General features: G+C 43.9%; 24 protein-coding genes. 1 reads left to right on the forward strand and 23 read right to left on the reverse strand.

The genetic code is table 11. From position 1 onward, the window contains the following. Nucleotides 1-30 precede the first annotated feature (30 nt). Together psdS and psdR are read right to left on the reverse strand one after the other, a co-directional pair. Nucleotides 31-1,101 carry a HAMP domain-containing histidine kinase gene (gene psdS, locus GYO_RS39680; RefSeq protein WP_014115277.1) on the reverse strand — a complete coding sequence of 357 codons (1,071 nt, stop codon included), beginning with the start codon at nt 1,099-1,101 and terminating at the stop codon, nt 31-33. Beyond that, nucleotides 1,095-1,808, reverse strand: coding sequence for a two-component system response regulator PsdR (psdR, locus tag GYO_RS39685; protein ID WP_014115278.1), 714 nt, complete (start codon nt 1,806-1,808; stop codon nt 1,095-1,097). Before psdR ends, psdS begins: the two co-directional genes overlap by 7 nt. 146 nt (nt 1,809-1,954) lie before the next feature. Here psdR and GYO_RS39690 point away from each other — a divergent pair, with 146 nt between their 5' ends. Further along, nucleotides 1,955-2,164, forward strand: a complete 210-nt coding sequence (locus tag GYO_RS39690; protein ID WP_014115279.1) for a hypothetical protein — start codon at nt 1,955-1,957, stop codon at nt 2,162-2,164. Between the two features lie 35 nt (nt 2,165-2,199). Here GYO_RS39690 and GYO_RS39695 read toward each other — a convergent pair whose 3' ends face one another. From GYO_RS39695 to GYO_RS39795, 21 genes are all read right to left on the reverse strand, one after another. Beyond that, a complete protein-coding gene (locus GYO_RS39695; RefSeq protein WP_014115280.1) occupies nt 2,200-2,955 on the reverse strand; it encodes an arylamine N-acetyltransferase family protein in 756 nt (251 codons plus the stop codon). Nucleotides 2,956-2,965: 10 nt separating this feature from the next. Beyond that, nucleotides 2,966-3,223 (reverse strand): HPr family phosphocarrier protein, encoded by a 258-nt coding sequence (locus GYO_RS39700; protein WP_003219835.1) that lies wholly within the window; start codon nt 3,221-3,223, stop codon nt 2,966-2,968. 23 nt (nt 3,224-3,246) lie between these two features. Next, complete coding sequence (gene whiA / locus GYO_RS39705; protein WP_003219831.1) at nt 3,247-4,197, reverse strand: DNA-binding protein WhiA; 951 nt, start codon at nt 4,195-4,197, stop codon at nt 3,247-3,249. Nucleotides 4,198-4,218: 21 nt separating this feature from the next. Continuing rightward, nucleotides 4,219-5,172 (reverse strand): gluconeogenesis morphogenetic factor MgfK, encoded by a 954-nt coding sequence (gene mgfK / locus GYO_RS39710; RefSeq protein ID WP_041521197.1) that lies wholly within the window; start codon nt 5,170-5,172, stop codon nt 4,219-4,221. A gap of 1 nt (nt 5,173) precedes the next feature. Continuing rightward, the gene (gene rapZ, locus GYO_RS39715; RefSeq protein WP_014115282.1) at nt 5,174-6,061 is read right to left on the reverse strand and encodes an RNase adapter RapZ; all 888 of its coding nucleotides are present in this window, start codon (nt 6,059-6,061) and stop codon (nt 5,174-5,176) included. Between the two features lie 24 nt (nt 6,062-6,085). Further along, nucleotides 6,086-6,553, reverse strand: coding sequence for an 8-oxo-dGTP diphosphatase (locus GYO_RS39720; RefSeq protein WP_014115283.1), 468 nt, complete (start codon nt 6,551-6,553; stop codon nt 6,086-6,088). 329 nt (nt 6,554-6,882) lie between these two features. After that, a complete protein-coding gene (gene trxB / locus GYO_RS39725; protein WP_003228139.1) occupies nt 6,883-7,833 on the reverse strand; it encodes a thioredoxin-disulfide reductase in 951 nt (316 codons plus the stop codon). Between the two features lie 219 nt (nt 7,834-8,052). Beyond that, complete coding sequence (gene cwlO, locus GYO_RS39730) at nt 8,053-9,465, reverse strand: peptidoglycan DL-endopeptidase CwlO (RefSeq protein ID WP_014115285.1); 1,413 nt, start codon at nt 9,463-9,465, stop codon at nt 8,053-8,055. Between the two features lie 380 nt (nt 9,466-9,845). After that, nucleotides 9,846-11,300: a tetratricopeptide repeat protein gene (locus GYO_RS39735; RefSeq protein WP_014115286.1), complete on the reverse strand. Its 1,455-nt coding sequence runs from the start codon at nt 11,298-11,300 to the stop codon at nt 9,846-9,848. A gap of 124 nt (nt 11,301-11,424) precedes the next feature. Then, entirely contained in the window at nt 11,425-13,194 is a 1,770-nt protein-coding gene (bmrA, locus tag GYO_RS39740) for a multidrug resistance ABC transporter ATP-binding protein/permease BmrA (RefSeq protein ID WP_014115287.1), read from the reverse strand. A 166-nt stretch (nt 13,195-13,360) separates the two neighbouring features. Next, nucleotides 13,361-13,720 carry a hypothetical protein gene (locus tag GYO_RS39745; protein WP_014115289.1) on the reverse strand — a complete coding sequence of 120 codons (360 nt, stop codon included), beginning with the start codon at nt 13,718-13,720 and terminating at the stop codon, nt 13,361-13,363. Further along, nucleotides 13,717-15,639 (reverse strand): DUF6792 domain-containing protein, encoded by a 1,923-nt coding sequence (locus GYO_RS39750; RefSeq protein WP_014115290.1) that lies wholly within the window; start codon nt 15,637-15,639, stop codon nt 13,717-13,719. Before GYO_RS39750 ends, GYO_RS39745 begins: the two co-directional genes overlap by 4 nt. Continuing rightward, a complete protein-coding gene (gene yvcA / locus GYO_RS39755) occupies nt 15,629-16,363 on the reverse strand; it encodes a lipoprotein YvcA (protein ID WP_014115291.1) in 735 nt (244 codons plus the stop codon). The genes GYO_RS39750 and yvcA overlap by 11 nt, the downstream gene beginning before the upstream one ends. Nucleotides 16,364-16,615: 252 nt before the next feature. Beyond that, on the reverse strand, nt 16,616-17,239 hold the full coding sequence (hisIE, locus tag GYO_RS39760) for a bifunctional phosphoribosyl-AMP cyclohydrolase/phosphoribosyl-ATP diphosphatase HisIE (protein WP_014115292.1): 624 nt from the start codon (nt 17,237-17,239) through the stop codon (nt 16,616-16,618). Next, complete coding sequence (gene hisF, locus GYO_RS39765) at nt 17,236-17,994, reverse strand: imidazole glycerol phosphate synthase subunit HisF (protein WP_014115293.1); 759 nt, start codon at nt 17,992-17,994, stop codon at nt 17,236-17,238. Before hisF ends, hisIE begins: the two co-directional genes overlap by 4 nt. Beyond that, complete coding sequence (gene hisA / locus GYO_RS39770; protein WP_014115294.1) at nt 17,991-18,728, reverse strand: 1-(5-phosphoribosyl)-5-[(5-phosphoribosylamino)methylideneamino]imidazole-4-carboxamide isomerase; 738 nt, start codon at nt 18,726-18,728, stop codon at nt 17,991-17,993. The genes hisF and hisA overlap by 4 nt, the downstream gene beginning before the upstream one ends. Then, the gene (hisH, locus tag GYO_RS39775) at nt 18,725-19,363 is read right to left on the reverse strand and encodes an imidazole glycerol phosphate synthase subunit HisH (RefSeq protein ID WP_014115295.1); all 639 of its coding nucleotides are present in this window, start codon (nt 19,361-19,363) and stop codon (nt 18,725-18,727) included. The genes hisA and hisH overlap by 4 nt, the downstream gene beginning before the upstream one ends. Then, nucleotides 19,364-19,948 carry an imidazoleglycerol-phosphate dehydratase HisB gene (hisB, locus tag GYO_RS39780; protein WP_014115296.1) on the reverse strand — a complete coding sequence of 195 codons (585 nt, stop codon included), beginning with the start codon at nt 19,946-19,948 and terminating at the stop codon, nt 19,364-19,366. Further along, nucleotides 19,945-21,228 (reverse strand): histidinol dehydrogenase, encoded by a 1,284-nt coding sequence (hisD, locus tag GYO_RS39785; protein WP_014115297.1) that lies wholly within the window; start codon nt 21,226-21,228, stop codon nt 19,945-19,947. Before hisD ends, hisB begins: the two co-directional genes overlap by 4 nt. Continuing rightward, nucleotides 21,225-21,866: an ATP phosphoribosyltransferase gene (gene hisG, locus GYO_RS39790; protein WP_041521078.1), complete on the reverse strand. Its 642-nt coding sequence runs from the start codon at nt 21,864-21,866 to the stop codon at nt 21,225-21,227. Before hisG ends, hisD begins: the two co-directional genes overlap by 4 nt. Beyond that, nucleotides 21,859-23,034: an ATP phosphoribosyltransferase regulatory subunit gene (locus GYO_RS39795; protein WP_014115299.1), complete on the reverse strand. Its 1,176-nt coding sequence runs from the start codon at nt 23,032-23,034 to the stop codon at nt 21,859-21,861. The genes hisG and GYO_RS39795 overlap by 8 nt, the downstream gene beginning before the upstream one ends. Between the last annotated feature and the right edge of the window lie 8 nt (nt 23,035-23,042).

Consider the following 23,042-nt stretch of genomic DNA (forward strand, 5'->3'; position numbering starts at 1 on the left):
CGAACTTTCTTTCAATTCCGCTCCCCAACCTTACAATGCTGTCACATTCATTAAGGTGTCACTTGAAAACACGATGGTCATCACAGTGCCAGCCCCTTCTTTTGATTCCGCATACAGCTGATGGCCAAGCCTGCTGCACACCTGTTTTGCTAAATAAAGGCCCATTCCCGTTGCCTCTGTCATGCTTCGTCCGTTTTCCCCGGTAAAAAACGCATCAAAAATCCGCGGCAGATCCTGCGGCGGTATGCCGATGCCTTCATCAGCAATCGATAAGCGCGTTTCATGTCCCTCTGTTTCAATCCGGATTGTAATATGGTCTCCCTCACCTTGCTTTGAGTATTTTAAGGCATTGAAAAGGATTTGCTCGACAACAAAGGAAAGCCATTTTTGATCACTTGAAATCTGAACGGTGTTTGGCGGCACATGTAATTTTGGGAAAAGGCGCCGTTTGATAAACTGCCGTTTTTCCTGATTAATAAGTGAACGGACAAGCTCGGTTACATCAAAGGTTTGCGGCCTTACATCAAACGCAAATTCCTCCAGCCGGGCCGTTTGCAGCATCATATCAAGACCATGGCGAAACCTCTCATTTTCATCCTCCAGCTCCTCTAAAAACGTCGGAAAAGAAGAAGAGGTTCCATTTTTTCCTTCTTGAATCATTAAGGAAATGACAGATACCGGGGTTTTCATATGGTGGACCCATTGATTGGTGAAGGTATAATGCTGTTTTTGCTGATTGTTATATTGTAAGAGCCTGCCTTCGTATTGCTGCCCGAGTGCGTTGATCATTTTCGTCCAAAGCGCCTGCTCTCGTGTTCTTGGCTTTCGGGCTTTCAAAGACTGGCCGATGTCATTCGAAGAAGGCGCTTGTTCTGCAAGCTTTTTGACATAAGCCAGAAAGGAAAATTGCCGTACGTAATCAGCAGCAAAACCGGCAGCTAAAAGAACACCAGGCAAGACCCACATGTATATCATATTTTCTGCAGGAGGTTCTGCGCCGCTCTCTATGATGCTTAAATACGCAATCAGCGTGGCAGCTCCTATCCCTAATAATGCAAATAGAATAATAGCGAAGCGGTCGATGAGATAAGTCTTTAACACTCCGGTTCATCCTTCCGATTGACTTGAAATTGATAGCCTTGTCCTCTTATCGTTGAAATGCAATCTTTCAGTCCGGCATTCTCCAGTTTTTTCCGCAGCCGATTGACATTGACCGTTAGCGTATTATCATCGACAAAATCAACGTCATCCCATAACGCCTCCAATAATTCATCACGGGAGACGATTTTTTTATGCTCCCTCACGAAAATCGATAGAAGCTGAAATTCTTTTTGTGAAAACAAGATGCGGGTGCTGTTCCACTCGGCCTCATTCTGATCAGGATAAATCGTCAGCCCGCCAAGCTCAACTATTCTTGATTCCTGTGACAAAGAAGGCGAGTATTCACCATATGTGCGGCGCAGGACGCTTTTGATTTTGGCCATCACTACCTCTAAATGGAACGGCTTGGTGATATAATCATCGCCGCCATTTTCAATCGCCATTACCTGATTCAGCTCATCGGTCCGCGCTGATATAAAGATAATCGGCGCATTAGAAATGGTACGGATTTGCCTGCACCAATAAAACCCGTCAAAAAAAGGCAGATTGATATCAAGCAGCACCAGATCCGGCTTCATTTCCGCAAACTCCAATTTTATATCATTCAGCTGTTCAGCAATTTTCACTTCATATCCGTATTTTTGAAGATGCCCGCCCAACAAAGCAGCAATCCGCTCATCATCTTCCACAAGCAAAATTCGATACACGTTGATCCCCCTTATATGTACATCACGATGATTTTTCTAGAAGATTCCAAAATTATTATAGCATGTGCGGAATAGTAAATCGGTCTTTTTCTTTTTGTTATGATAGAATGATAAAGGTAAAATTTTCATAATAGGCAGGTGTCGTGATGAAGAAAAGCATGCTGTTTCTGGCAATTACGTCAATTCTTTCAGCATGTCAGCCCAACTATACCGGGAAATACATAGAAATTGGGGATACGCTAACTGACTATACCAAAGAGTGCTTTAAAGAGAATGAAATTCCTTATAAATACGAAAAGGGAAAACTGTATATCCCAGAAGATGCATTTGATGCAGCAATCTACACTTGCTCATAAGAAAAAGCTTGCAGACATGCTGCAAGCTTTTCACGTTACAAAAAATGAGTATTTAATTTCTCTTCAAACTCTGAAGGGCCGATGTCACTTTTTTGGCCTTTACCGCCGTTTTCATGAATGGTGAAATGGCGGCCTGACATGACCATCCGTCCGTTCGGTGTCAGCTTTGAGGCAAGCAGTGATTTGTTAAAAGGAGATTTTTCATGAGAATGAATCATGTCCTTCATGTCATCTAAATCACCGGCATTGCTCTCTTCAAGGGTAAAGGCGTAACCGATTTGCCAGCCTTCCCCTTTGTCCATTAACAGAACATGGCTGCCCTTTTCTGTCTCTTCTTCTTTGATTCGGAATGAACCAACAGATGATTGTACCGTTTCTCCAGAAAGCGGTATCGGCTGGAGCGCCAGGTTGATGCCGAAGCCGATATCAACGATATACTCGCCTTTTCCCGCAGACAGCAATACAGCAGCATGCGTTCTGTCTAACGCCCACTCTTCTTGTTTTCCGGCATAAACTGTTCCCCGAATGAGCTTCACCTGAAACCCGGCCTCACGCAAAACAAAATAAAGGAAGCCATTTAAATCGTAGCAAAGGCCGCCGTGCTGTTCTTTGACCAGGCGGCGCCACAGATCTTCTTTTGTTACCTTATAATTCTCTTTTGCGAGTACGGCGCGGTTTTCAAATGGAAAACGGTATGCCATTGCTTTGAGAAAAAGGGGGAGATCGCCGAAGCTGACATGGTCTTTCTCCCAGCCGATTTTCTGAAAGCATTCTTTTAGAAAGTCATTCATCTTTTATCACCTAAACTTCTTCTTGAACGTAAGCAGCCAGCTTTTCAAGCGCTTCTTGTTCGTCTTCTCCCTGGGCAATCAAGGTAACCTCAGTGCCTGTGCTTACCGCAAGACTCATCAGCCCCATGATGCTTTTTGCGTTTACTTTTTTCCCATCCTTCTCAAGAAACACATCTGACGTAAACCGGTTTGCCTCTTGTACAAACAAAGCAGCAGGACGCGCCTGCAGTCCTGTCTTTAATCGAACTTCCACTTTCTGTTGAACCATAAGATCTCCCCTTTTCTTTACGGTTATTTTAAAGTGACGGTTTGCCCTGTCCGCAGCTGTTCTGCGATTTCGTCAAGTTTTCTCAGCCTGTGATTGATCCCTGATTTGCTGATTTTCCCGCTTGCTACCATTTCCCCCAGCTCTTTCAGCGTCACTTCCTGATAATCAATTCGCAGCTGCGCGATTTCCCGAAGTTTTTCAGGAAGCGCATCCAGGCCGATTCTTTCATCGATGTATTTAATATTCTCCACCTGTCTGAGCGAAGCGCCGATCGTTTTGTTTAAGTTGGCTGTTTCACAATTGACGAGGCGGTTGACCGAATTTCTCATATCCCTGACGATTCTGACATCCTCAAATCGCAGAAGCGAATTGTGGGCGCCGATCACGTTCAGAAACTCAGTAATCTTTTCCGCCTCTTTTAGATAGGTGATATAGCCTTTTTTCCGTTCGAGCGTTTTACTGTTTAATTGAAACTCATTTAACAGGTCGCATAATGAATCGTTATGCTCCTTATAAAGAGAGAAGATTTCTAAATGATACGAGGAGGTTTCCGGGTTATTGACCGAACCTCCTGCCAAAAATGCCCCTCTCATATAAGAACGCTTGCAGCATCTCTTTTTGACCAGCTCTTTCGAAATACTTCGTTCAAACACAAAATTCTCCCCAAGTATTTTTAAATCCTCTAAGATTGCTTTTGCATTTTCTGAAAAACGCACAATATAGACGTTATTCTTTTTCAGCCGCATTTTCTTTCTGACCAGCAGCTCGACCGACACATCATATTGTTTTTTCAGCAATGTATAGATGCGGCGGGCAATCGCCGCATTTTCGGTTTGAACATCAAGTACGAGATGGCGGTTTGTAAATGATAATGCTCCGTTCATCCGGATAAGCGCCGACAGCTCTGCGTTAATGCAGCAGTCTTTCACTTCCAGATTCGTTAATTCTTTTTTTGTTTCTGATGCAAATGACATATAGCCACCTCATTTCTGGCTTCATTCTTTTAGTAAATCGACAAGAAGAGAGGCCACTTTATGTGTATCGTGACGAATTACGTCATTTTTATACGTTACGATTTGATCTCTGATGACTTCAAGCCCCATTGCTTTCAGCTCCTCGATATCAAAATCAACAGGACGCGCCGATTCCATTTCGTACTTACGTTTTATTTCGTCAGGAATGTCTTCGCTGTTCACTAATATCGTATCAATAAAACCACAGCCCATATGCTGATTGAGCGCTTTCACATGATCAGCTGCGGTGTAATGGATTGTTTCGCCGGGCTGAGTCATTACGTTGCAAATGTATACTTTTTTCGCTGGCGCCTTCACCACTTCTTCCCCGATTTTCGGGACGAGCAAATTGGGAAGAATGCTTGTATAGAGGCTTCCCGGACCGATAATAATCAAATCCGCTTCCCTGATCACGTCTATCGTTTCCGGCAGCGGATCAATATGTTCAGGCGTGAGGAAAACACGCTTAATGCGCTGTCCGGACGCCGGGATCGTGGACTCGCCTGAAACCACGCGGCCGTCTTCCATCTCAGCATGCAGAACGACACTGGCATTGGCAGCTGGCAAAACCTTTCCTCTTACATTCAGCACCTTGCTCATTTCTGTGACAGCGTGAAAAAAATCACCGGTTATATTTGTCATCGCTGCCAAAATCAAATTCCCGAGAGAATGGCCTGTTAAGTCATTCCCCTTATTGAAGCGGTGCTGAAAGAGATCTTCAACAAGCGGCTCCACATCGGATAAAGCGGCAAGCACATTTCTGATGTCTCCGGGAGGCGGAATTTTCAGTTCATCCCGCAGACGGCCAGAGCTTCCCCCATCATCGGCAACTGTCACAATGGCCGTAATGTCAACAGGTTTATGCTTTAAGCCCCGAAGCAATACAGAAAGACCCGTACCACCGCCAAAGATTGCAATTTTCGGCTTTTGTCCCATCTTATTTCCGGCTTCTCTTTTCAATGTCCCGGTGAGTAACATGAGTATAGTAATCCTTTTTGAAATAACCAGCTAAATTCTCGGCAAGTGTCACAGAGCGGTGCTGGCCCCCTGTGCAGCCGATTGCAATGACGACCTGGCTTTTTCCTTCTCTTTTGTAAGATGGAAGCATAAAGCTCAGCAAATCGATTAATTTTTCATTGAACTTTTGCGTTTCATTCCACTTCATGACGTAAGAGGAAACCTCTTCATCCTTGCCAGTCAGCGGCCTCATGCTTTCGATATAGTAAGGATTCGGCAAAAATCTGACATCAAAGACGAGATCTGCGTCAATCGGAATACCGTATTTAAAACCAAATGACATGACATTCACGGTAAATGTCTCTCCTTGGTTTGACGCAAAGTGCTTTACGATTTTTTCGCGTAAATCACGCGGCTTCATGTCTGACGTATCGTAAATGATTTGAGAGCGGCCTTTTAATTCCTCAAGAAGCTCACGTTCCAGCGCGATGCCTTCAAGCGGCAGGCCCGTCACTGCCAGAGGATGCGAACGTCTCGTTTCTTTATATCTCGTGACAAGAATGGAATCCTTCGCGTCCAAGAATAAAATTCGCGGGGTAATCCACGGATTTTCCGCCATTTCATCCAGTGCTTCAATTAGCCGGTCAAAAAATTCACGGCCGCGCAAATCCATCACAAGCGCAACCTTGCTCATTTTTGAATTTGATTCCTTCATCAGCTCTAAAAATTTCGGAAGCAATGAAGGCGGAAGATTATCGACGCAGAAATAGCCGAGATCTTCAAAGCTTTGAATAGCGACAGTTTTCCCCGCTCCCGACATTCCGGTTATAATGACAAGCTGAATATCATGTGATTCACTAACACTCATCTTTCTCCCCCCTGACTTGTCTTTCTATTTGATATGCTGCGGGTCTAAACGATAACTGAGCAGCTCAAAATCCGGTGTATACGTAAATGTGCCGTGCAGCAGCCCTTGTCCCTTCATCATAAAATCAAGGATATGGCCGTCTCCCGGCGCCATAGGCAGGTTTTGAATGTCATTGACATCGTGCCACTGCAGCTTGCCTTCCTCTGATTCAGCTACATTTTGCCCTGTATAAGAATCAGCGACAAACGTAAACATCATCCACTCAGAGACAATGTGGTCACCGTCTTTAATAATAAAGGTAAAAACGCCTTTTAACTGAGGATTTATGATATAGATACCAGTCTCTTCTCTGTACTCTCTGATGACGGAGTCTCTGACTGATTCTCCGCTCTCCATCTTGCCTCCCGGTGCGACCCACCAGCCGCGTCTCGGCTTTTGAAGCAGAAGGACTTTGTCATCCGTCTGAAGCACACAATTTGTCACTCTTTGCAAGTACGTTCACCTAACCTTCTCGTCCTGTCATCGTCTCTTTATTATACCGCTTCAAGATGCCTCCCACAATGAAGAGACATTGACAATCTTTTCTTCTATTTTACAGCATATTCATTTCTTAGTTCAGGTGATTTGCTGTAACAGGCATCCGTCTTTTATTTTTGGACAAAAAAAGGACACGGATAACTGGAGAATCCGTGCCAAAAAAGTGTATTCATTATAAAAAGGGGGTCAATTACTTTATTAATCATAACCGAAAAGCATTACACAACTGTTACAGCGGAATTAAAACCCAGTAACGTAATGTGAAACTCGTATGACAGCCCTTTTTATTTTAAAGTTTTCAGCGTTTCTTGGAGCTCTTCGACATAATGCTGTACGCTTTGTGCCGCAATACTTCCGTCTCCTGTAGCCGTTACAATTTGGCGCAGTGACTTTTCACGAATGTCTCCGGCAGCGAAAATACCTTCAACCTTTGTTTCCATGCGGTCGTTTGTTTCGATGTAGCCTTCTTCATTCGTAATGCCCAGATTTTCAAACGGTTTAGACAGAGGAAGCATGCCGATGTAAATGAATACGCCGTCTGTTTTGAATTCACTTTCTTCACCGGTTACCGTATCGACAAGCGTTACGTTACCGACTTTGCCGTTTTCCTCATGAATTTCCTTCACGGTTTTGTTCCATAAGAAGTCAACTTTTTCATTATCAAATGCTCTCGCTTGAAGAATGCTTTGCGCACGGAGTTTATCACGTCTGTGAACAATCGTTACTTTTGAAGCGAAACGTGTCAGATACACACCCTCTTCAACCGCGGAATCTCCCCCGCCAACAACAACAAGCTCTTTGCCTTTAAAGAAAGCGCCATCACATACTGCACAATAAGACACACCGCGGCCGCCCAATTCTTTTTCGCCAGGCACGCCGATTTTTTTATACTCCGCACCTGCGGCTATGATGACAGCACGTGCTTTATATTCTTTTGAACCGGCTTTGACCACTTTATATTCTTTGCCGTCAACGACTTCTTTAATATCACCATAAGCGTATTCAGCACCGAATTTTTTCGCGTGTTCGAACATTTTGTTAGAAAGCTCAGGCCCAAGGATACTTTCGAATCCAGGATAGTTTTCTACATCTTCCGTATTGGCCATTTGCCCGCCTGGAATTCCTCTTTCAATCATTAATGTCGATAAATTTGCTCTTGATGTGTATACAGCGGCCGTCATCCCAGCAGGGCCCGCGCCGATTATAATCACGTCATAAATTTTTTCTTCTGACACACTATTCACTCCTTAAACCATCTTTTCAAGTTTGGGCTCTTTCTTATATGATAAGAATCCCCATCAAACCTATTCCTTACCCATATCCTATAAAATCTCATGGTGATACGCTATTTTTTTGCTCACTTTTTTTCTCATCACGATTAAATGTATTGTAAACGGGTATACATGTTAATAAAGAAAGAGCCTTCTGTTCAGAGAAGGCCCTTGTCTTATTTATTATTGAACAACACGTCTTACAACGCCTTTAAATGCTTTTTTCCAGTAAACGTTGCTCATAGAGTCAACAGATACACCGTGAGATGTATTGTCGTTTAGGAAAGTACCGTTTCCTAAGTAGATTCCTACGTGTCCGTTTGTTTTGTAAGTGTCAAAGAACACAAGGTCTCCACGTTTCATTTCGGACGCGCTGACAGCTTGTCCTCTGCCAACTAACGTATCAGTTGTTGTTCCGCCGACAGGTCCAAGGTTCACACCTGCAGAAGCGTATGCCCAGCGTACGAATGATGAGCAGTCAAAAATACGGTTGTTGATATCAGACTGAGTGCGTCCGCCGCCAAATTTGTACGGGGATTGTCCTACAATGCTTGAACCAACGCTGATCGCGCCTTCAATTCCGCCGGAGTTGCTGATAACAGTGCCGCCTGAATTGCTGTTTGAGCTGCTGCTCTTCTTAGAAGATGATCCGTTAGACGAACTATTTGACGAACCCTTAGAAGAGTTATCTGAAGAGTCATTATCAGATGAGCTTGCTTTTGCTGATTCAGTTGTAGCCGTTTGGCTGTCATCTGTTTGTGTTTCATCAGATGCTTTTTGTGCTTCTTCCTGCTTTTTGATCAAAGCAGCCGCTGCTTCTTGTTCTTTTTTGATGCGTGCTTGCTCAGCTTCAGTATCTGCTTTTTGATTTGCAAGTTTAGACGCTTCTGATTTTAATTCAGAAATCGCGGCAGCCGTTTTCTTCTGGCTTGCTTTTGCTTCGTCGAAAAGCTTGTCTTTTTCATCAAGCTGTTTATCAAGGTCTTTTTGCATTGTTTCTAATTTAGCCAATGCAGCTTGAACTTCTTTCAGCTTATTATTCAAATCCGCTTCAGAATCTTCAAGCTTCGCTTTATCCTGCTCTTGCTGCTTGATTAAATCTTTGTCTGCATCCACAATAGATGAAACCGCAGTGGCGCGAGAGATAAAATCACCAAAGCTTGTTGATCCTAAAAGGACATCTATGTACCCTTGAGATCCGCCGCTTTCCTGTAAAGAACGAACGCGTTTTTTCAGGATTTCATTGCGTTTTTCAATGCGGGCTTCTGTCTCTTTAATCTCTTTTTTCAGTTTTTTGATTTCTTCTTTTGTTTTATCGTTTTCTTCTTTTTTATCTTCGATCTTGTTGCTTGTATCAAGCGCCTTAGCGTTAATGTCTTTCAGTTCTTTTTCAATCTTTGTTTGGTTCTCCTGAAGCTCAGTTAATTCTTTTTCCTTTGCTTCAATACTGGAAGCAACCTCAGATTGCTTGCTTTCGATTTTTTGTTTCTTTTCATCTAATGTTTCCGCCGATGCAGTTTTACTTGTAAATGGGATCAAAAAACTGCTTGTCCCGATGACGGAAGCCAAACCAAGTGTCAATAAACTCTTTCTCACTTTTTATATCCTCCCTTTTACTGTGAACCTGTTCTCATTTGGAATTGTATTTTGAACATCAAGTTTCGTTCCTCATACTCTACGAGGAATGATGGTCGTTTATGGTTAATTATTCTGTGCATCTCTTATTCTGGTTGTATAGCGTTTATTTCACATCATATGTAAAAAACACTAATTCCTTATGTACGAGAATCATTATACCATCAAGTTTCGACAAATTAGCGATAAATTTTATTACATTTGTGTTTCAAACAGATGTCAAGTCGCGCATCATCTGTCATTTTTCTTAAACGAGTAAAAAAACTGTCGATATTATTTTCTTAATATAATCTATCAAACGAAAAAAGAGTCGATTCTACAAATCGACTCTTCAAAATATTTTATTCTAGAATATCATCAATATATTTCATATATTTCGTCAAAGTTGCCGGAGAGATGCCGAATCGGGCCGCTGTGTCTTTTTTCGTGTCATGCTTGCCGTGGGCTTCTTTCCAAATATAACAGATCGCCGCTGCCCAGCCCCTCTCATTTTTCAACGGAGCGGCTGCACGGATTTGCTGGATGACATGGAATACCCAGCAGCTCATGACTTCTGTTTTCATCTCTTCTTTTTCAGCTTGCTCTAATAATTTGACGGTTTGATAAGCAAAAAGTGCATCCTCTGTTACGTCAGCAGCCGCGGAATCTCCATTCAACAGCAGCTTAACAAAATGATTTTCGAAAGGAGCGGTAATTCTCTTTGAGCGTATCACCGCTTCAAGATGCTCCGTTTCTCCCTTTGTGCTGCTGATATAATAGGCTGCGAGACGCTGTTCCACAGATGAAGGAAGAGCTTCCCTCCGCTCAATCCAGGGAGCCGGGCGGTCTTCTCCGGGATATTGCGACTCGACTTTTCTCCAGATCGTCTCGGCAAAGTCGGTATGGCCCGTAAAATAAGCGGAGCACGAGAGCCAGTAAAAGAATGTATCGTCACCTTCAAAACCGGTTTTATATAATGATTTGAGCCATTTATATCCGATCTCGTAACGGCCGACAAGCGCCAAAGTGGCCCCCAGTTTATAGCGCTGTTCCAACAGCATCGGATATACATTAGAAAGCTGATCACTCAATTCCGCCACTTTTTCGTCTTCTCTTTCATAATAGTAGAAAACAAGAAGATTGCATAAGGCGTGAAGATTTCCTTCATTATGAGAAAGCACTTCATAAGCGGTTTGCTTCGCTTTTACAACGTTTCCTGAATAGAAATAGGCAAGCGCCAGATTGTTGTATGCTGACCAAAGCTCCGGATATTCTGCTGTGATTTCCTCAAGCGCCGCAACTGCTTCAGCAAGCTGGCCGCTTTCCAGCAATGACTTTGCCCGATCCTGTTTCATCAGCAGTTCATCCTGATCATACAACGAATCCTCAATGCCGTCGTCTCCTAAATCGAGCAAATCAAGCAGACTATCGTTTTCTTCGGCGAACTCACCGTCCGGGTCCGCATCTGAATAAGCGGCCGCTTCTTTATAAGCTTCTTGAAAGAGCCCCAGATGGGCGAAGTTATTCGCTTTAAAGTAATGGCACTCCGGCATTTCGTCCTCCAGATTTGCCATGATATAATCAAGAAGATCGTTCGACTCTTGATACTGGCCCATTTCTGAATAAATGACCGCAAGCTGCGATAGCATCTCTGAATCCTCCGGCTCCAAGTGAACCGCGCGCTGAATCAGTTTGCTTGCCCGTTTCAGATTGCGCTCTTTATACGCTTTCAAGCCTTTATGAAAAAAATATTGTCCATCTTGAAGCAGCTGGACAATTTGTGCGTGATTTTTATGTTCAGAAGTGTGTTTTCCCACAACTACCCTCCGTTTTATACAATATTACCGTCAGTAGTATACCATAAATCATAAGCCCCTCAATAGTTCAAAAGGAAGGATTGGGAAAATCCCTCCGCTTTTTACTGGCTGATTCGACCAAAATTTACCCGGCTTTGTTTTCTAAATCTGCATTCATTTTCAGCTGTTGTTCAGCAAAATCCCTATATAGATCATGGGAAGCCATTAATTCATGATGTGTTCCACGCCCGGTAATTTCTCCTTTTTCAACAAACAAAAGCTGGTCCGCGTCTACAACAGTAGATAAGCGGTGGGCGATGACAATCGTTGTGCGGCCCTCCATCAGCACCTCCAGTGCCTGCTGAACTGATTTTTCAGATTGGCTGTCGAGGCTTGAGGTGGCTTCATCGAGCATAAGAATGCTCGGATCACGAAGAAGCGCTCTCGCAATCGCGATTCTCTGTCTTTGTCCGCCTGACAGCATAATGCCGCGTTCGCCCACCTCTGTATCAAGCTGATTCGGCAGCTCCTTTATAAAATTGAGCGCATATGCCATCTCCGCGGCTTTTTCGATCTCGGCATCTGTAACATCACGTTCTAACCCGTAGCAAATATTTTCTCTGATTGTTCCTGACATTAATGGGCTTTCCTGTGATACATACCCGATGTGCTCCCGCCACGATTCAAGCGAGTAAGTATCAACTGGATCGTCCCCCAGCCGGATGGCCCCTGCAGTCGGAGTATAGAAACGTTCAAGCAACTTAAACAGCGTCGTTTTCCCGCCGCCGCTCGGGCCGACAATCGCTGTTACTTTTCCTGCTTCAATGACAGCGCTGATCTCTTTCAAGATCAGCTGATCAGGCTTATATCCAAAAGACACACGATCAAGCTGAATAGGCAAATGCGCGTTTTCGATTTGTTTTCCTGTGACTGTATCTTCCTCTTCCTCTGCTAAAATCTCAATCATTCGTTCTGTTGCGCCAATTGATTTTTGGAGCTGTGTGAAGAACGTGGTAATCTGGCCCATCGGCATAATAATTTGAAACAAATATAAAATAAAAGCCACGAGCGCTCCGGCGGTGAGCTCACCTGATGACACCTGCATGCCGCCGTATCCGATAACTGCCACAAGCGCCGCCATTAACACGAGTGAGATGAGCGGGCCGACAAGCGACTGAACCTTTGCTTCACGCACTCCAAGTTTAAATAATGAAGAAATCCCCATCTTCCCGCGCCCATATTCGACATCCTCCGCATTTGAAGCCTTGACGAGTCTGATTTCCGGAAGAATTTGATTCAGCAAGCCTGTAAAACGGGCTGTTTCATCTTGCGTTTCCCGGGAAATGGAGAACATCTTCCGGCCAATCGGTATTAAAATAAGAGCTGCCAGCGGAACGACAACTAACACAAGCAGTGTCAGCTTCCAATTCATAATAAACAAGATTGTCAGTGATCCAATAACAGAAATGATCCCTGTAATAAATCCGCTGATATGGGTTGTAATCAGTTCTTTGACCACCATCGTATCATTCGTTACACGGCTGACTGTTTCTCCTGAAGCGTTTGTATCGAAATAAGAGACAGGGAGCTTAATTAATTTCTTCCATAATAAATCCCGCAGTCCGGAGATGATTTTTTGCCCATTATAGTTAAGCGCATAGGTGGCATAAGCGCTTAAACCGGCCTGAACGAAAAAAACTAGCGTGATCAGCCCGATTTGCGTGCCTGACAGATTTGACATGGAAAATCCGTCGACAAGCTGCTTCGTTAATAATGGAATCAGCAGGCTGACCAGCGTGGTCACAATACTGAGGGCCAGCGCAAAGGCAAGCTTTCCATAAGAAGGATTGGTCTTCTTTACTAATGCAAAAAAGGGTTTCAATTTACTTTTAGATTTTTGTTGCTTGGTTGGCATATATGTTTCCTCCTGTTTCAGCGTTCAGAAAGGTGAAATGGCATAGCAAAAGGATGATTTTTACTCTTTCTCAATCATATCAATGGAGAGAGACTTTTTCAGTATATTTTTGCCGTGATGAAAATAAAAATCTCCCACTCATTGTTTGAATAGGAGATTTTTTATATTAGACACCTTTAACAGGCTTCTTTTTTCTGTAAGTCAATGTCACATCCTGCTTTCGCAGGTCTTCAATCATCATTTTGTACCGGTCAACTTTTGCAGTATGTTCTTCTTTTATCATTTGAAGTGCAGCTTTTCGTTTTTCGCTTTTTGATTCAAGCTCTTCTTTTATTTTTTTTACAATCAACCCTTTTTGTCCTTTAATTTCCTCTTTTAGCGAAGACTCAAATTTCTTTGTCAGGCTTAGAATGTCGTTGATTGGTTTATTGAGGTTGCCTGCTTTCCCCTTCATTTCGTCTTGGGTAAGAAACATATAGGTGGTTGATACAATTTCTGTTTCACTTTCTGAAAATAAGGAAGTCACTCTTCATATTCCTCCTTGGGCTGAAAATCAAATAACTGAGAAATCATTTCTTCTTTTTCAAACAACTTTTCAATACTCTCGCGGATATTTTTGATGAAATCTCTTTTTTCTGTTGCCTGTTTTTTTAATTCAGCAACAATTCCATCATTAGCAGGGAGCGCACCTGTGTGGAACGATTCATGAACTGAGATATTCTCCAATTTATCGAATGTGTGGCTGAAACCGGCTGCAAGCCGGAATTGAAGATCGAAGGCATAATGCGAAGGATTTTCTTCCATATGATGAATAGCCGTGATGATCGCCTGTTTTTTATCTATGAAGTCTTCATCGATTTCCTGACTGTAAACCTTCTGGTACTGAGAAATCGCATCTTCCATATCTTCAACGAGCTTCATACCGTTTTGATAGATTCTGACAGCGGATGAGAGATTGACTTTAATCGTTTCTCCCGAGCCGCTCTTTCCTGTAAAGTAAATATCGGAGCCTTTATAGCTGAATCCTTTTTCCTTTGATAACGCGTTCAGCATTTGAACGATGCTGTGGCCGTCGACGATGAGTTTTAATGCGTCTTTTGTTTCTGTGTCGAGTGTTTCTAATGCCGCCTTTAATTCTTTAACACTGCCTACTAACTCACAGACATAATAAACAATTGCAACTACATTATTAGTAGAAAGTGCGTATTTTAACTGTTGATATTGAATTTCTATATCGCTTATCTTATTATTAACAATTTTCAACTGTTTTTTGATACTCTTCTTTTGTGTCTCATCAATATACCCATTCTCTTTAAGCTGATCCACAAATGTCCCGCTATTATTCAAGATAGTATGAAAGAATTTAATAAAGGCCGGCATTTTTTCCCCGATATTTTTAACCATTACCTGTATATCACCAAACCGGTCTTTCACTATTTTCCCTTTCGCCACATTTCCATCAGCACTAAATATACTGCCGACAAGCTCTGCATCTATCCCAGTTGAAGCCATGACAAATCCGTTTAGCCCACCTTTTTTATAGTCATCCGAATACTTTCGCAAAAAGGTTTGGATAGAGCGGACTTCCTCATCAGGAATCTTATCTATAATGCTTCTGATTCCTTTGACATCCGTGTTTGTATCTTTCATCTTTACATTGCCAAATGTAATAAAATCAGCCTTTCCGCTAACGCCATAAAGCGGGTCATCTTTGGAGATGCGTTGGGTGATGTTTGCTGTTACGCCTTTGTCATTGTAGTATTTGGTGATTGCTTTTTTTAGCTGTTCTCGTGGGAGCTCTTTAAGTTCTTGACGACTAAGTTCATATTTGTTCAATAGAAAATCCACCAATTTTCTATCAGCTAATAATAGTTGGTCGATATTTATTTGTGCTCCATTTACACCATATACTTCATCAAATTCTCCATCAATTAACTGGGCTAATACTTGGTTATTATTAGCAAGAGAATGTCCTAACGCAAATGTTCTCAATTCCTCGGAATTACCTGCTTTTTTCTTTGAGGTCTGTACAAACTCTCTGGTAGCTCTGTATTGGTTATCATCAATACCTAAAAACAAACCAAAGAAATTATAAGACCAATCTGCGTTATCAGCACTCCCCTCAGAAATAATATGAAGCTGCTCTATATCATTATTCTTATCCTTTATATAAATTGCTGTACCATCATAACCAGAATCTTTAATATGTTTATCTATGTTCTTATTTTCTTGAATAAGTTCATGTGAAGTATATATATCTATTTCTCTCGGAAGTTCAGAGTTTGTTTCTTCTTTATAAATCCTCCGTACTTCAGCTATAAACTCTTCCTTGGCTTTTTTTACTTTTTCCAGATTGTCCGATGCAAACTTTTCTTTATAGGCATACTCTAAATTAATTAAACGGAGCTTTACATTTTCATTTCCGAAAACATTCTTATTGTCCATCTCTACCCTCCTTCTTATTTCCTAAAAAGGTGATAGAATTAATTAGAGTATCAGTTCTTTCTCTTGCTTGATCTTCATTCAAGGTACAGGGTTTATCATCTTTTTTACAACGAACTATAAAAGAATATACTATTCCCAGGTACTCTTCATCACTGGATTTTATATATCCAAAATAACGAAAGGAATAATTGTATTTACGATCACTGTTTTTAAAAGTGCTTTTTTTTGATGCTGTATAGACTGTTTTCCCATCAGCTTTTTCTTTCTTAAAATTTCCTTTGTAACCATTCTCATTACTAATTTGGTGCAGCATTGTCTCTGGATTATTAATAAAAGAAGATTTGCTATAGTAACTAATTTGTGCATCTAAAAGTATATTTGATTTTTCATTATAGCTTTGAAACCCTATCGATTCGCTATTCTTTCCATTTGATGTAGAATAATCAGGAAGATACTCCCCATCCTCCGGAAACAACATCCTAAATCCTTTCGACTTAGACTCAAGCAAATAATACCCGGGCTCCTCTTCTTTTGTTGACACCATGTACTCTCTCGTTTTTTCGTCCTGAAACGCAGGAACTTGCGGCAGGTCTTTTGGATCCATATCTTTTGGTTTTACGGCTTCTGTATTGTCATTTTTGGTGTTTTTATCATTGTCGTTCATACTGCATCCTCCTGTCAGGGCAAGTAATAAGCTGAAGCAAATAAAGATGATCTTTTTCATTACGAACCTCCACGGGTATTGTGAGAATAGTATTCTATTTTTACTCTAAAAATAATTCTATTGACCTGGTTAATGAGTGATTAATTTATCCTTTTCCATGTTACAACATGGCGGAATTTGGATAAATAGGAAATCCGACTTGGTTTTACTCTCCTTTTATTAACTAATCATGCAAAACACCTTATGCACACCTAAATACCTATTACTTTTTTCACAAAACAAAAAGAGCCGTATGATAACGGCTCTTTACTCTTATTTTTCAGAATGTCGTTTCTTCAATACGTCAAGCACATCATCCAGCGGCAGTGCTTGTTCTCTGAGCAGGACAAGCAGGTGATACAGCAGGTCTGCCGCTTCCCATTTGAGTTCCTCGTGGTCTCGGTTTTTCGCGGCGATGATGACTTCGGATGCTTCTTCTCCAACTTTTTTCAAAATCTTATCGACGCCTTCTCGGAAAAGGTAAGTGGTGTAAGCTCCTTCAGGCATTTCCGCTTGGCGTTCCGCGATAACGCGCTCCAGCTCGTTAATGATGTCGAATCGGCCCGCAGCCTGTTCTTCTGTTTGTTCCTTTGTAAAACAGCTGTAGCTGCCAGTGTGGCATGCCGGTCCGGACGGTTCTACGAGCACGATCAGCGCGTCTTGGTCGCAGTCATACCGAATACCCTTAACGGCTTGCGTGTTCCCTGAGGTTTCTCCTTTATGCCATAACGCTTGGCGTGAGCGGCTGTAAAACCATGTTTCCTTCGTTTCTAGCGTTTTTTCGTACGATTCCTTGTTCATATAGGCAAGTGTCAGCACTTCTTTGCTTGCCGCATCCTGCACGATGGCAGGAATTAATCCATCCTCATTAAAACGCAGTTCATCTGCCTGTTTCATCTCACATTCACCCCGTGCTCTTTCAAGTATGATTTCACTTCTTTCATTGATGTTTCTTTATAATGAAAAATAGAGGCGGCCAGCGCAGCGTCGGCTTCTCCTTTTGTAAAAGCCTCAAGCATATGCTGCGCGTTTCCCGCTCCTCCCGAGGCGATAACAGGTACGGGGACAGTTTCAGAAACAAGCTTTGTCAGCCTGTGATCAAAGCCTTTTTTCTCACCGTCAGAGTCCATGCTTGTCAGCAATATTTCTCCTGCGCCGCGTTTGACGCCTTCTTTTGCCCATGCTGTGACTTCCCAATCTGTTTTCTTTCTGCCGCCGTGCGTGTAGACCTTATATGTGCCAGATTCCTGGTCATACTTGGCATCGATGGCAAGTACGATGCATTGCGAACCGAAAAACTCGGCTCCTTCCGTAATCAGCTCAGGCCGGAGAACAGCTGCCGTGTTCACAGAAACTTTATCTGCGCCGGCACGCAGAATCGTTTTCATATCGCTGAGCTGATTGATGCCGCCGCCGACTGTAAACGGAATCGCAAGCTTCGCGGCAACCTGCTCCACCACGTCAACCATCGTTTTTCGTCCTTCATGCGAGGCGGAAATATCGAGAAAAACCAGTTCATCCGCGCCTTCTTGGTCATACACTTCCGCCAATTCAACAGGGTCACCGGCATCTTTTAATTCGAGAAATTGAATTCCTTTGACAACGCGTCCTTCTTTGACATCAAGACATAGAATAATCCGTTTTGTGATCATTTGCGTTTCACCCTTTCAAGCGCCTCGTTCAGCGTAAACTGATTGGTATACAGCGCTTTTCCGATGATCGCTCCAGAAACGCCGTCCGCCTGACAGCGGGCGAGGGCTTCGAGATCCGCGACGGAACTGACTCCGCCGGAAGCAATCACAGATTTCCCCGTTTCCTTAGCAAGCTCGACCGTGCTTTCAATATTGGGGCCTGACAGCATTCCGTCTGTCGCAATGTCAGTAAAAATAAAAACTTCAGCTCCTTCATTGGCAAGCTCTTTGCCTAGTTCAGCTGCCTTAAGGGTTGATGTTTCCAGCCATCCCTCAGTTGAAACAAAGCCGTTTCTCGCGTCCAGTCCGATTGCAATTTTCTCGCCATATTGTTTCAGCATTTTTTTTACAAACGGAGGGTTAGAAACAGCTGAACTTCCCAGGATTACTCGATCGACTCCTGCTGATAAGTATTCATAGACGTCACTTTCGGAACGGATCCCGCCGCCGATTTCCACTTTCAGATCCAGCTTTTGCGAAATTTCGATCACATGACGGTCATTTACTCTTTTTCCTTCTTTTGCGCCGTCAAGATCAACGAGATGGATCCATTCGGCACCCTCACTCGCAAATAACGAGGCCATGTCGTATGGTGAATCGCCGTATATCGTTTCCTTACTATAATCTCCTTGAACAAGGCGGACACATTTGCCGTTTCTCATATCAATTGCCGGATATAATGTAAAAGCACTCATTTTTTCACCTTCTGTTCTGCTGCCATTTTCGTGAATTGGGTTAGGATGGACATTCCGACCGTGCTGCTTTTTTCCGGATGAAATTGGGCGCCGAAGACGTTCCCTTTTCCGACTACAGCAGGCACTCGCACACCATAATCAGCGCTTGCCAGAAGCGCGTTCTCCTCCATCCCGTCAATATAATACGAATGCACGAAATAAGCGTAGCCTTCTTCTGTTTCAGCCAGCAGCGGAGATTCGTTATGAAAGGAAAGGCGATTCCAGCCCATATGCGGAACCTTCAGCTTGTTTCCTTCCTCATCTTCTGCTTTCAGTCTGACTGCTTTTCCTTTTAACAGCCCAAGGCCTGACGCGGTCCCGTTTTCTTCGCTTTGATCAAATAAAAGCTGCATGCCGAGGCAGATCCCGATAAGCAGTCTTCCTTCTGAGACCATATCGCGAATCAATTGATCGAGCTTCGCGTTGTGCAAATTGTCCATCGCGTCTCCAAATGAACCGACTCCCGGCAAAATGAAGGCATCAGCTTCTTTCAGCTCCTCCGGCTTTTCAGAAACAAAATACGGCACGCCGACACGCTCAAGCGCCTTTGAGACACTGTATAAATTGCCCATTCCGTAATCTATCACGCCGATCATTTACAGCATCCCTTTCGTTGATGGTATCCCTTTAACACGCGGATCGATCGTAGTCGCTTCATCAAGCGCACGTCCAAGCGCTTTAAAAACAGCTTCAATCATATGGTGGGTGTTTGTGCCATAATGAACGATGACGTGCAGGTTCATCCGTGCTTCAAGCGCCAGCTTCCACAAAAATTCATGTACAAGCTCCGTATCGAATGTGCCGACTTTAGATGATGGGAAGTCTGCGCGCATTTCCAAGTGCGGCCGATTGCTTAAATCTATGACGACTTGAGCAAGCGCCTCGTCCATCGGCACAAACGCCGATCCGTAGCGTTTGATTCCTTTTTTATCGCCCAAAGCTTCTAGCAGCGCCTGCCCTAAGCAGATGCCGATATCCTCAGTCGTGTGGTGATCATCTATATCAACATCGCCTTTTGCGTTAATCGAAAGATCGAATTGCCCGTGTTTCGTGAATAAATCCAGCATATGCGTCATAAACGGTACGTCTGTTTTGATATCAACTTGTCCCTCACCGTCTATTGCGAATGCCAGCTCAATATCTGTTTCGTTTGTTTTTCTTGCGCGTTCCGCTTTTCTCATTTTGAATTCCTCCGTTCTCTCGCTTCGATTGATCTGGCATGGGCTTCTAATCCTTCAAGTCTGGCAAAAGCCGCGATGCTTTCGGCATGTTCTTCAAAGGCTGATTGGCTGTAAGAAATAATGCTCGATTTCTTTTGAAAATCCGTTACGTTTAATGGACTTGAAAATCTCGCTGTCCCATTTGTCGGAAGCACGTGATTCGGTCCGGCAAAATAATCTCCGACAGGCTCAGGGCTATATCTGCCTAGGAAAATTGCACCCGCATGTTTGATTCTGCCAAGCAAAGCTTCGGGAGACTGTGTGATGATTTCTAAATGCTCCGGTGCAAGCGTATTGACAGTGTCAATCGCTTCATCCATTGTTTCCGCCACATAGATACAACCGTAATCACTCACTGAAGCGTCCGCTATTTCTCTTCGCGGCAAGGTTTTCAGCCGCTCCTTCACCTCTGCTGAAACCGCCTCGGCCAGCTCCATGGAATCTGTGACAAACACACACGAACTGAGCTTATCGTGTTCCGCCTGTGACAGCAGGTCGGCTGCAATTTCGCTCGGAATCGCTGTTTCATCAGCCAGCACAACGATTTCACTCGGTCCGGCAATCATATCAATATCGACATCGCCGAATACCTCTCGTTTGGCCAGCGCGACATAAATGTTTCCCGGACCTGTGATTTTGTCTACCGGCTCAATGGTTTCGGTTCCGTACGCCAGCGCCGCAACCGCCTGAGCGCCGCCCATTTTGTAAATATCTTTTATGCCCAGCTCAGCAGCAGCGACTAAAACCCCTGGAGATAGCTGTCCGTCTCTTCCCGGAGGCGTCACAAGAACGATTCTATCCACACCGGCTGTCAGCGCCGGAATGACATTCATCAAAACAGATGAAGGATATGCAGCCGTTCCCCCTGGCACATATACGCCGGCGGAATCAAGCGCCGTCACTTTCTGCCCCAGCATTGTGCCGTCCTTTCTGTGATAAAACCATGAGGATTGCAGCTGTCTTTCATGATATTCCCTAATATTTTCGATTGCCTGCCTAATCACCTGAAGCAGCTGTGAATCCAGTAAGGTGTATGCTTCCTCAATTTCTTCTTTTGTGACCAGCGGGCTGTCTATTTCGATGCCGTCAAATCTCGCCGTATAGCTGCGGACCGCCTGATCACCGTTTGCTTTGACATCTTCAATAATAGATCGAACCGCTTTTCTTTGCTCTTCCGTTCCGGCATCTATGGACCGCTTCAGAGAAAGCCGTTCAGCGCCGCTGATGGTTTTGATCTTCATTTTGCCGTTTCTCCTTCCACTACGAGAGATAAGCGGGATGCCATTTCGTCAATCACATCGTCTTTCATGCGATAGCTTACCGGGTTGACGATAAATCGGGAAGTAATGTCGCAAATGTGCTCTGTTTCAACAAGCCCGTTTTCTCTCAGCGTCTGTCCCGTGGAAACGATGTCCACAATTCGGTCCGCAAGCCCAATAAGCGGTGCCAGCTCAATTGAACCGTTGAGCTTAATGATTTCGACTTGTTCTCCCTGCTCTCTGAAATAACTGGAAGCCACATTCGGATACTTTGTCGCGATCCTTGGCGCTACGCCGCTCCAGTCTGTATTCGGAAGTCCGGCGACTGCCAAGTGGCATTTGCTGATGTTCAAATCCAGCACCTCATACACATCGCGTTCCTCCTCCAGCATGACATCCTTGCCTGCAATTCCGACGTCTGCCACGCCATGCTCCACATATGTGGTCACGTCCATCGGCTTAGCTAATATAAAACGGAGATTTTCCTCAGGCACATCGATGATCAGTTTTCTCGAGTCGTCAAACTCCTCAGGGAGCTTGTAGCCAGCCTGCCGCAGCAGCCCTGCCGCTTCTTCAAATATCCGGCCCTTTGGCATCGCCATTGTGAGTAACTTACCCATTTTGCTCTTCCTTTCTGGCACCGATAAAATAGGTGACGTTTGCAAAAGATTTTGTCATCTGATCGATATTTTCAATTCCCGATAAATCTTGAAGAACCACTTTGTTCCCTTTCATACGTTCTTCATTCGCATAAGCGATGGCTTGCGCCCGCTGCTCTTTGCTGAAAATAACAGCGTCAATGTCACAAGGTTCGTCTTTCAAATGAAGCGCTTCAATCAGCCGGTCGATCCGAAGCCCGAAGCCAGTTGCAGGCGCGGGTGAATCAAAATGACCCAGAAGCTTGTTATAACGGCCGCCGCTTCCAATGACAAAGCCGACATTTTCGGCGTACACTTCAATTAAAATCCCTGTGTAATAGCTCATGTGGCTAACCATATTCAGATCAAGGCGGACATTTTCCGTACATCCGTAATCCTCAAGAATGTCCCACAGCGCCTTCAGCTCATCAACCACGCTTTTTCCTTGTGCAGAATCGACGATTTCCTCAGCACGTCCGCAAACTTCTATGCCGCCCCGCAGTTCAAGAAGCTCAAGCAGCCTGCTTTTATCAATGGAGGAAAGCGGGAGAGACTTGACATGTTCTCTGTAGCCGACGTAGTTCTTCTCGTATAAAAACCTCCGCAGCACATCAGCGCGTTCAACGTTTCCGAGTACCTCAACAAACAGGGCATCCGCAATACCGGCGTGGCCGATGGCAATTTTAAAGGAAGCAAGCCCGGCGCTTTTTAACGCACCGATTACTAATGCAATGACCTCCGCATCAGCGCTTGTCGTGCCGTCACCGATTAATTCCACTCCGACCTGCTCGAATTCGGCGGGACGTCCGCCTTCGCGTTCCTGAGCCCTGAATACATTTGCCGCATAGCCGACTCTGAGCGGATGATCGTGTTTCAGAAGCTTTGATGCCGCCACCCTTGCAATCGGTCCTGTCATATCTGGGCGAAGCACCAATGTCTTGCCGTCCTGATCAAGAAGCTTAAACAGCTGCTGCTCTTCAATCGCTGACTGTACGCCAACGGTATCGTAAAACTCCAGTGTCGGCGTTTCCATAAATTGATATCCCCATTTATCTATCAAATCGGTTAACGATTGTCTCACCTTTTTTTTCGTTTCGTATAAACCGGGCAGTGTATCTCTCATGCCGTGCGGTTTCTCAAACATAAACATCAACCCGA

The sequence above is a fragment of the Bacillus spizizenii TU-B-10 genome (assembly GCF_000227465.1).
GTDB lineage: Bacteria > Bacillota > Bacilli > Bacillales > Bacillaceae > Bacillus > Bacillus spizizenii.

What these genes read in the sequence shown, in the direction of transcription:
- GYO_RS39690 (WP_014115279.1), top strand. Translation starts at nt 1,955, where the DNA reads ATGAAGAAAAGCATGCTGTTTCTGGCAATTACGTCAATTCTTTCAGCA.
- GYO_RS39695 (WP_014115280.1), bottom strand. Translation starts at nt 2,955, where the DNA reads ATGAATGACTTTCTAAAAGAATGCTTTCAGAAAATCGGCTGGGAGAAA.
- GYO_RS39700 (WP_003219835.1), bottom strand. Translation starts at nt 3,223, where the DNA reads ATGGTTCAACAGAAAGTGGAAGTTCGATTAAAGACAGGACTGCAGGCG.
- whiA (WP_003219831.1), bottom strand. Translation starts at nt 4,197, where the DNA reads ATGTCATTTGCATCAGAAACAAAAAAAGAATTAACGAATCTGGAAGTG.
- mgfK (WP_041521197.1), bottom strand. Translation starts at nt 5,172, where the DNA reads ATGGGACAAAAGCCGAAAATTGCAATCTTTGGCGGTGGTACGGGTCTT.
- rapZ (WP_014115282.1), bottom strand. Translation starts at nt 6,061, where the DNA reads ATGAGTGTTAGTGAATCACATGATATTCAGCTTGTCATTATAACCGGA.
- bmrA (WP_014115287.1), bottom strand. Translation starts at nt 13,194, where the DNA reads ATGCCAACCAAGCAACAAAAATCTAAAAGTAAATTGAAACCCTTTTTT.
- GYO_RS39750 (WP_014115290.1), bottom strand. Translation starts at nt 15,639, where the DNA reads ATGGACAATAAGAATGTTTTCGGAAATGAAAATGTAAAGCTCCGTTTA.
- yvcA (WP_014115291.1), bottom strand. Translation starts at nt 16,363, where the DNA reads ATGAAAAAGATCATCTTTATTTGCTTCAGCTTATTACTTGCCCTGACA.
- hisIE (WP_014115292.1), bottom strand. Translation starts at nt 17,239, where the DNA reads ATGAAACAGGCAGATGAACTGCGTTTTAATGAGGATGGATTAATTCCT.
- hisF (WP_014115293.1), bottom strand. Translation starts at nt 17,994, where the DNA reads ATGATCACAAAACGGATTATTCTATGTCTTGATGTCAAAGAAGGACGC.
- hisA (WP_014115294.1), bottom strand. Translation starts at nt 18,728, where the DNA reads ATGAGTGCTTTTACATTATATCCGGCAATTGATATGAGAAACGGCAAA.
- hisH (WP_014115295.1), bottom strand. Translation starts at nt 19,363, where the DNA reads ATGATCGGCGTGATAGATTACGGAATGGGCAATTTATACAGTGTCTCA.
- hisB (WP_014115296.1), bottom strand. Translation starts at nt 19,948, where the DNA reads ATGAGAAAAGCGGAACGCGCAAGAAAAACAAACGAAACAGATATTGAG.
- hisD (WP_014115297.1), bottom strand. Translation starts at nt 21,228, where the DNA reads ATGAAGATCAAAACCATCAGCGGCGCTGAACGGCTTTCTCTGAAGCGG.
- hisG (WP_041521078.1), bottom strand. Translation starts at nt 21,866, where the DNA reads ATGGGTAAGTTACTCACAATGGCGATGCCAAAGGGCCGGATATTTGAA.
- GYO_RS39795 (WP_014115299.1), bottom strand. Translation starts at nt 23,034, where the DNA reads ATGTTTATGTTTGAGAAACCGCACGGCATGAGAGATACACTGCCCGGT.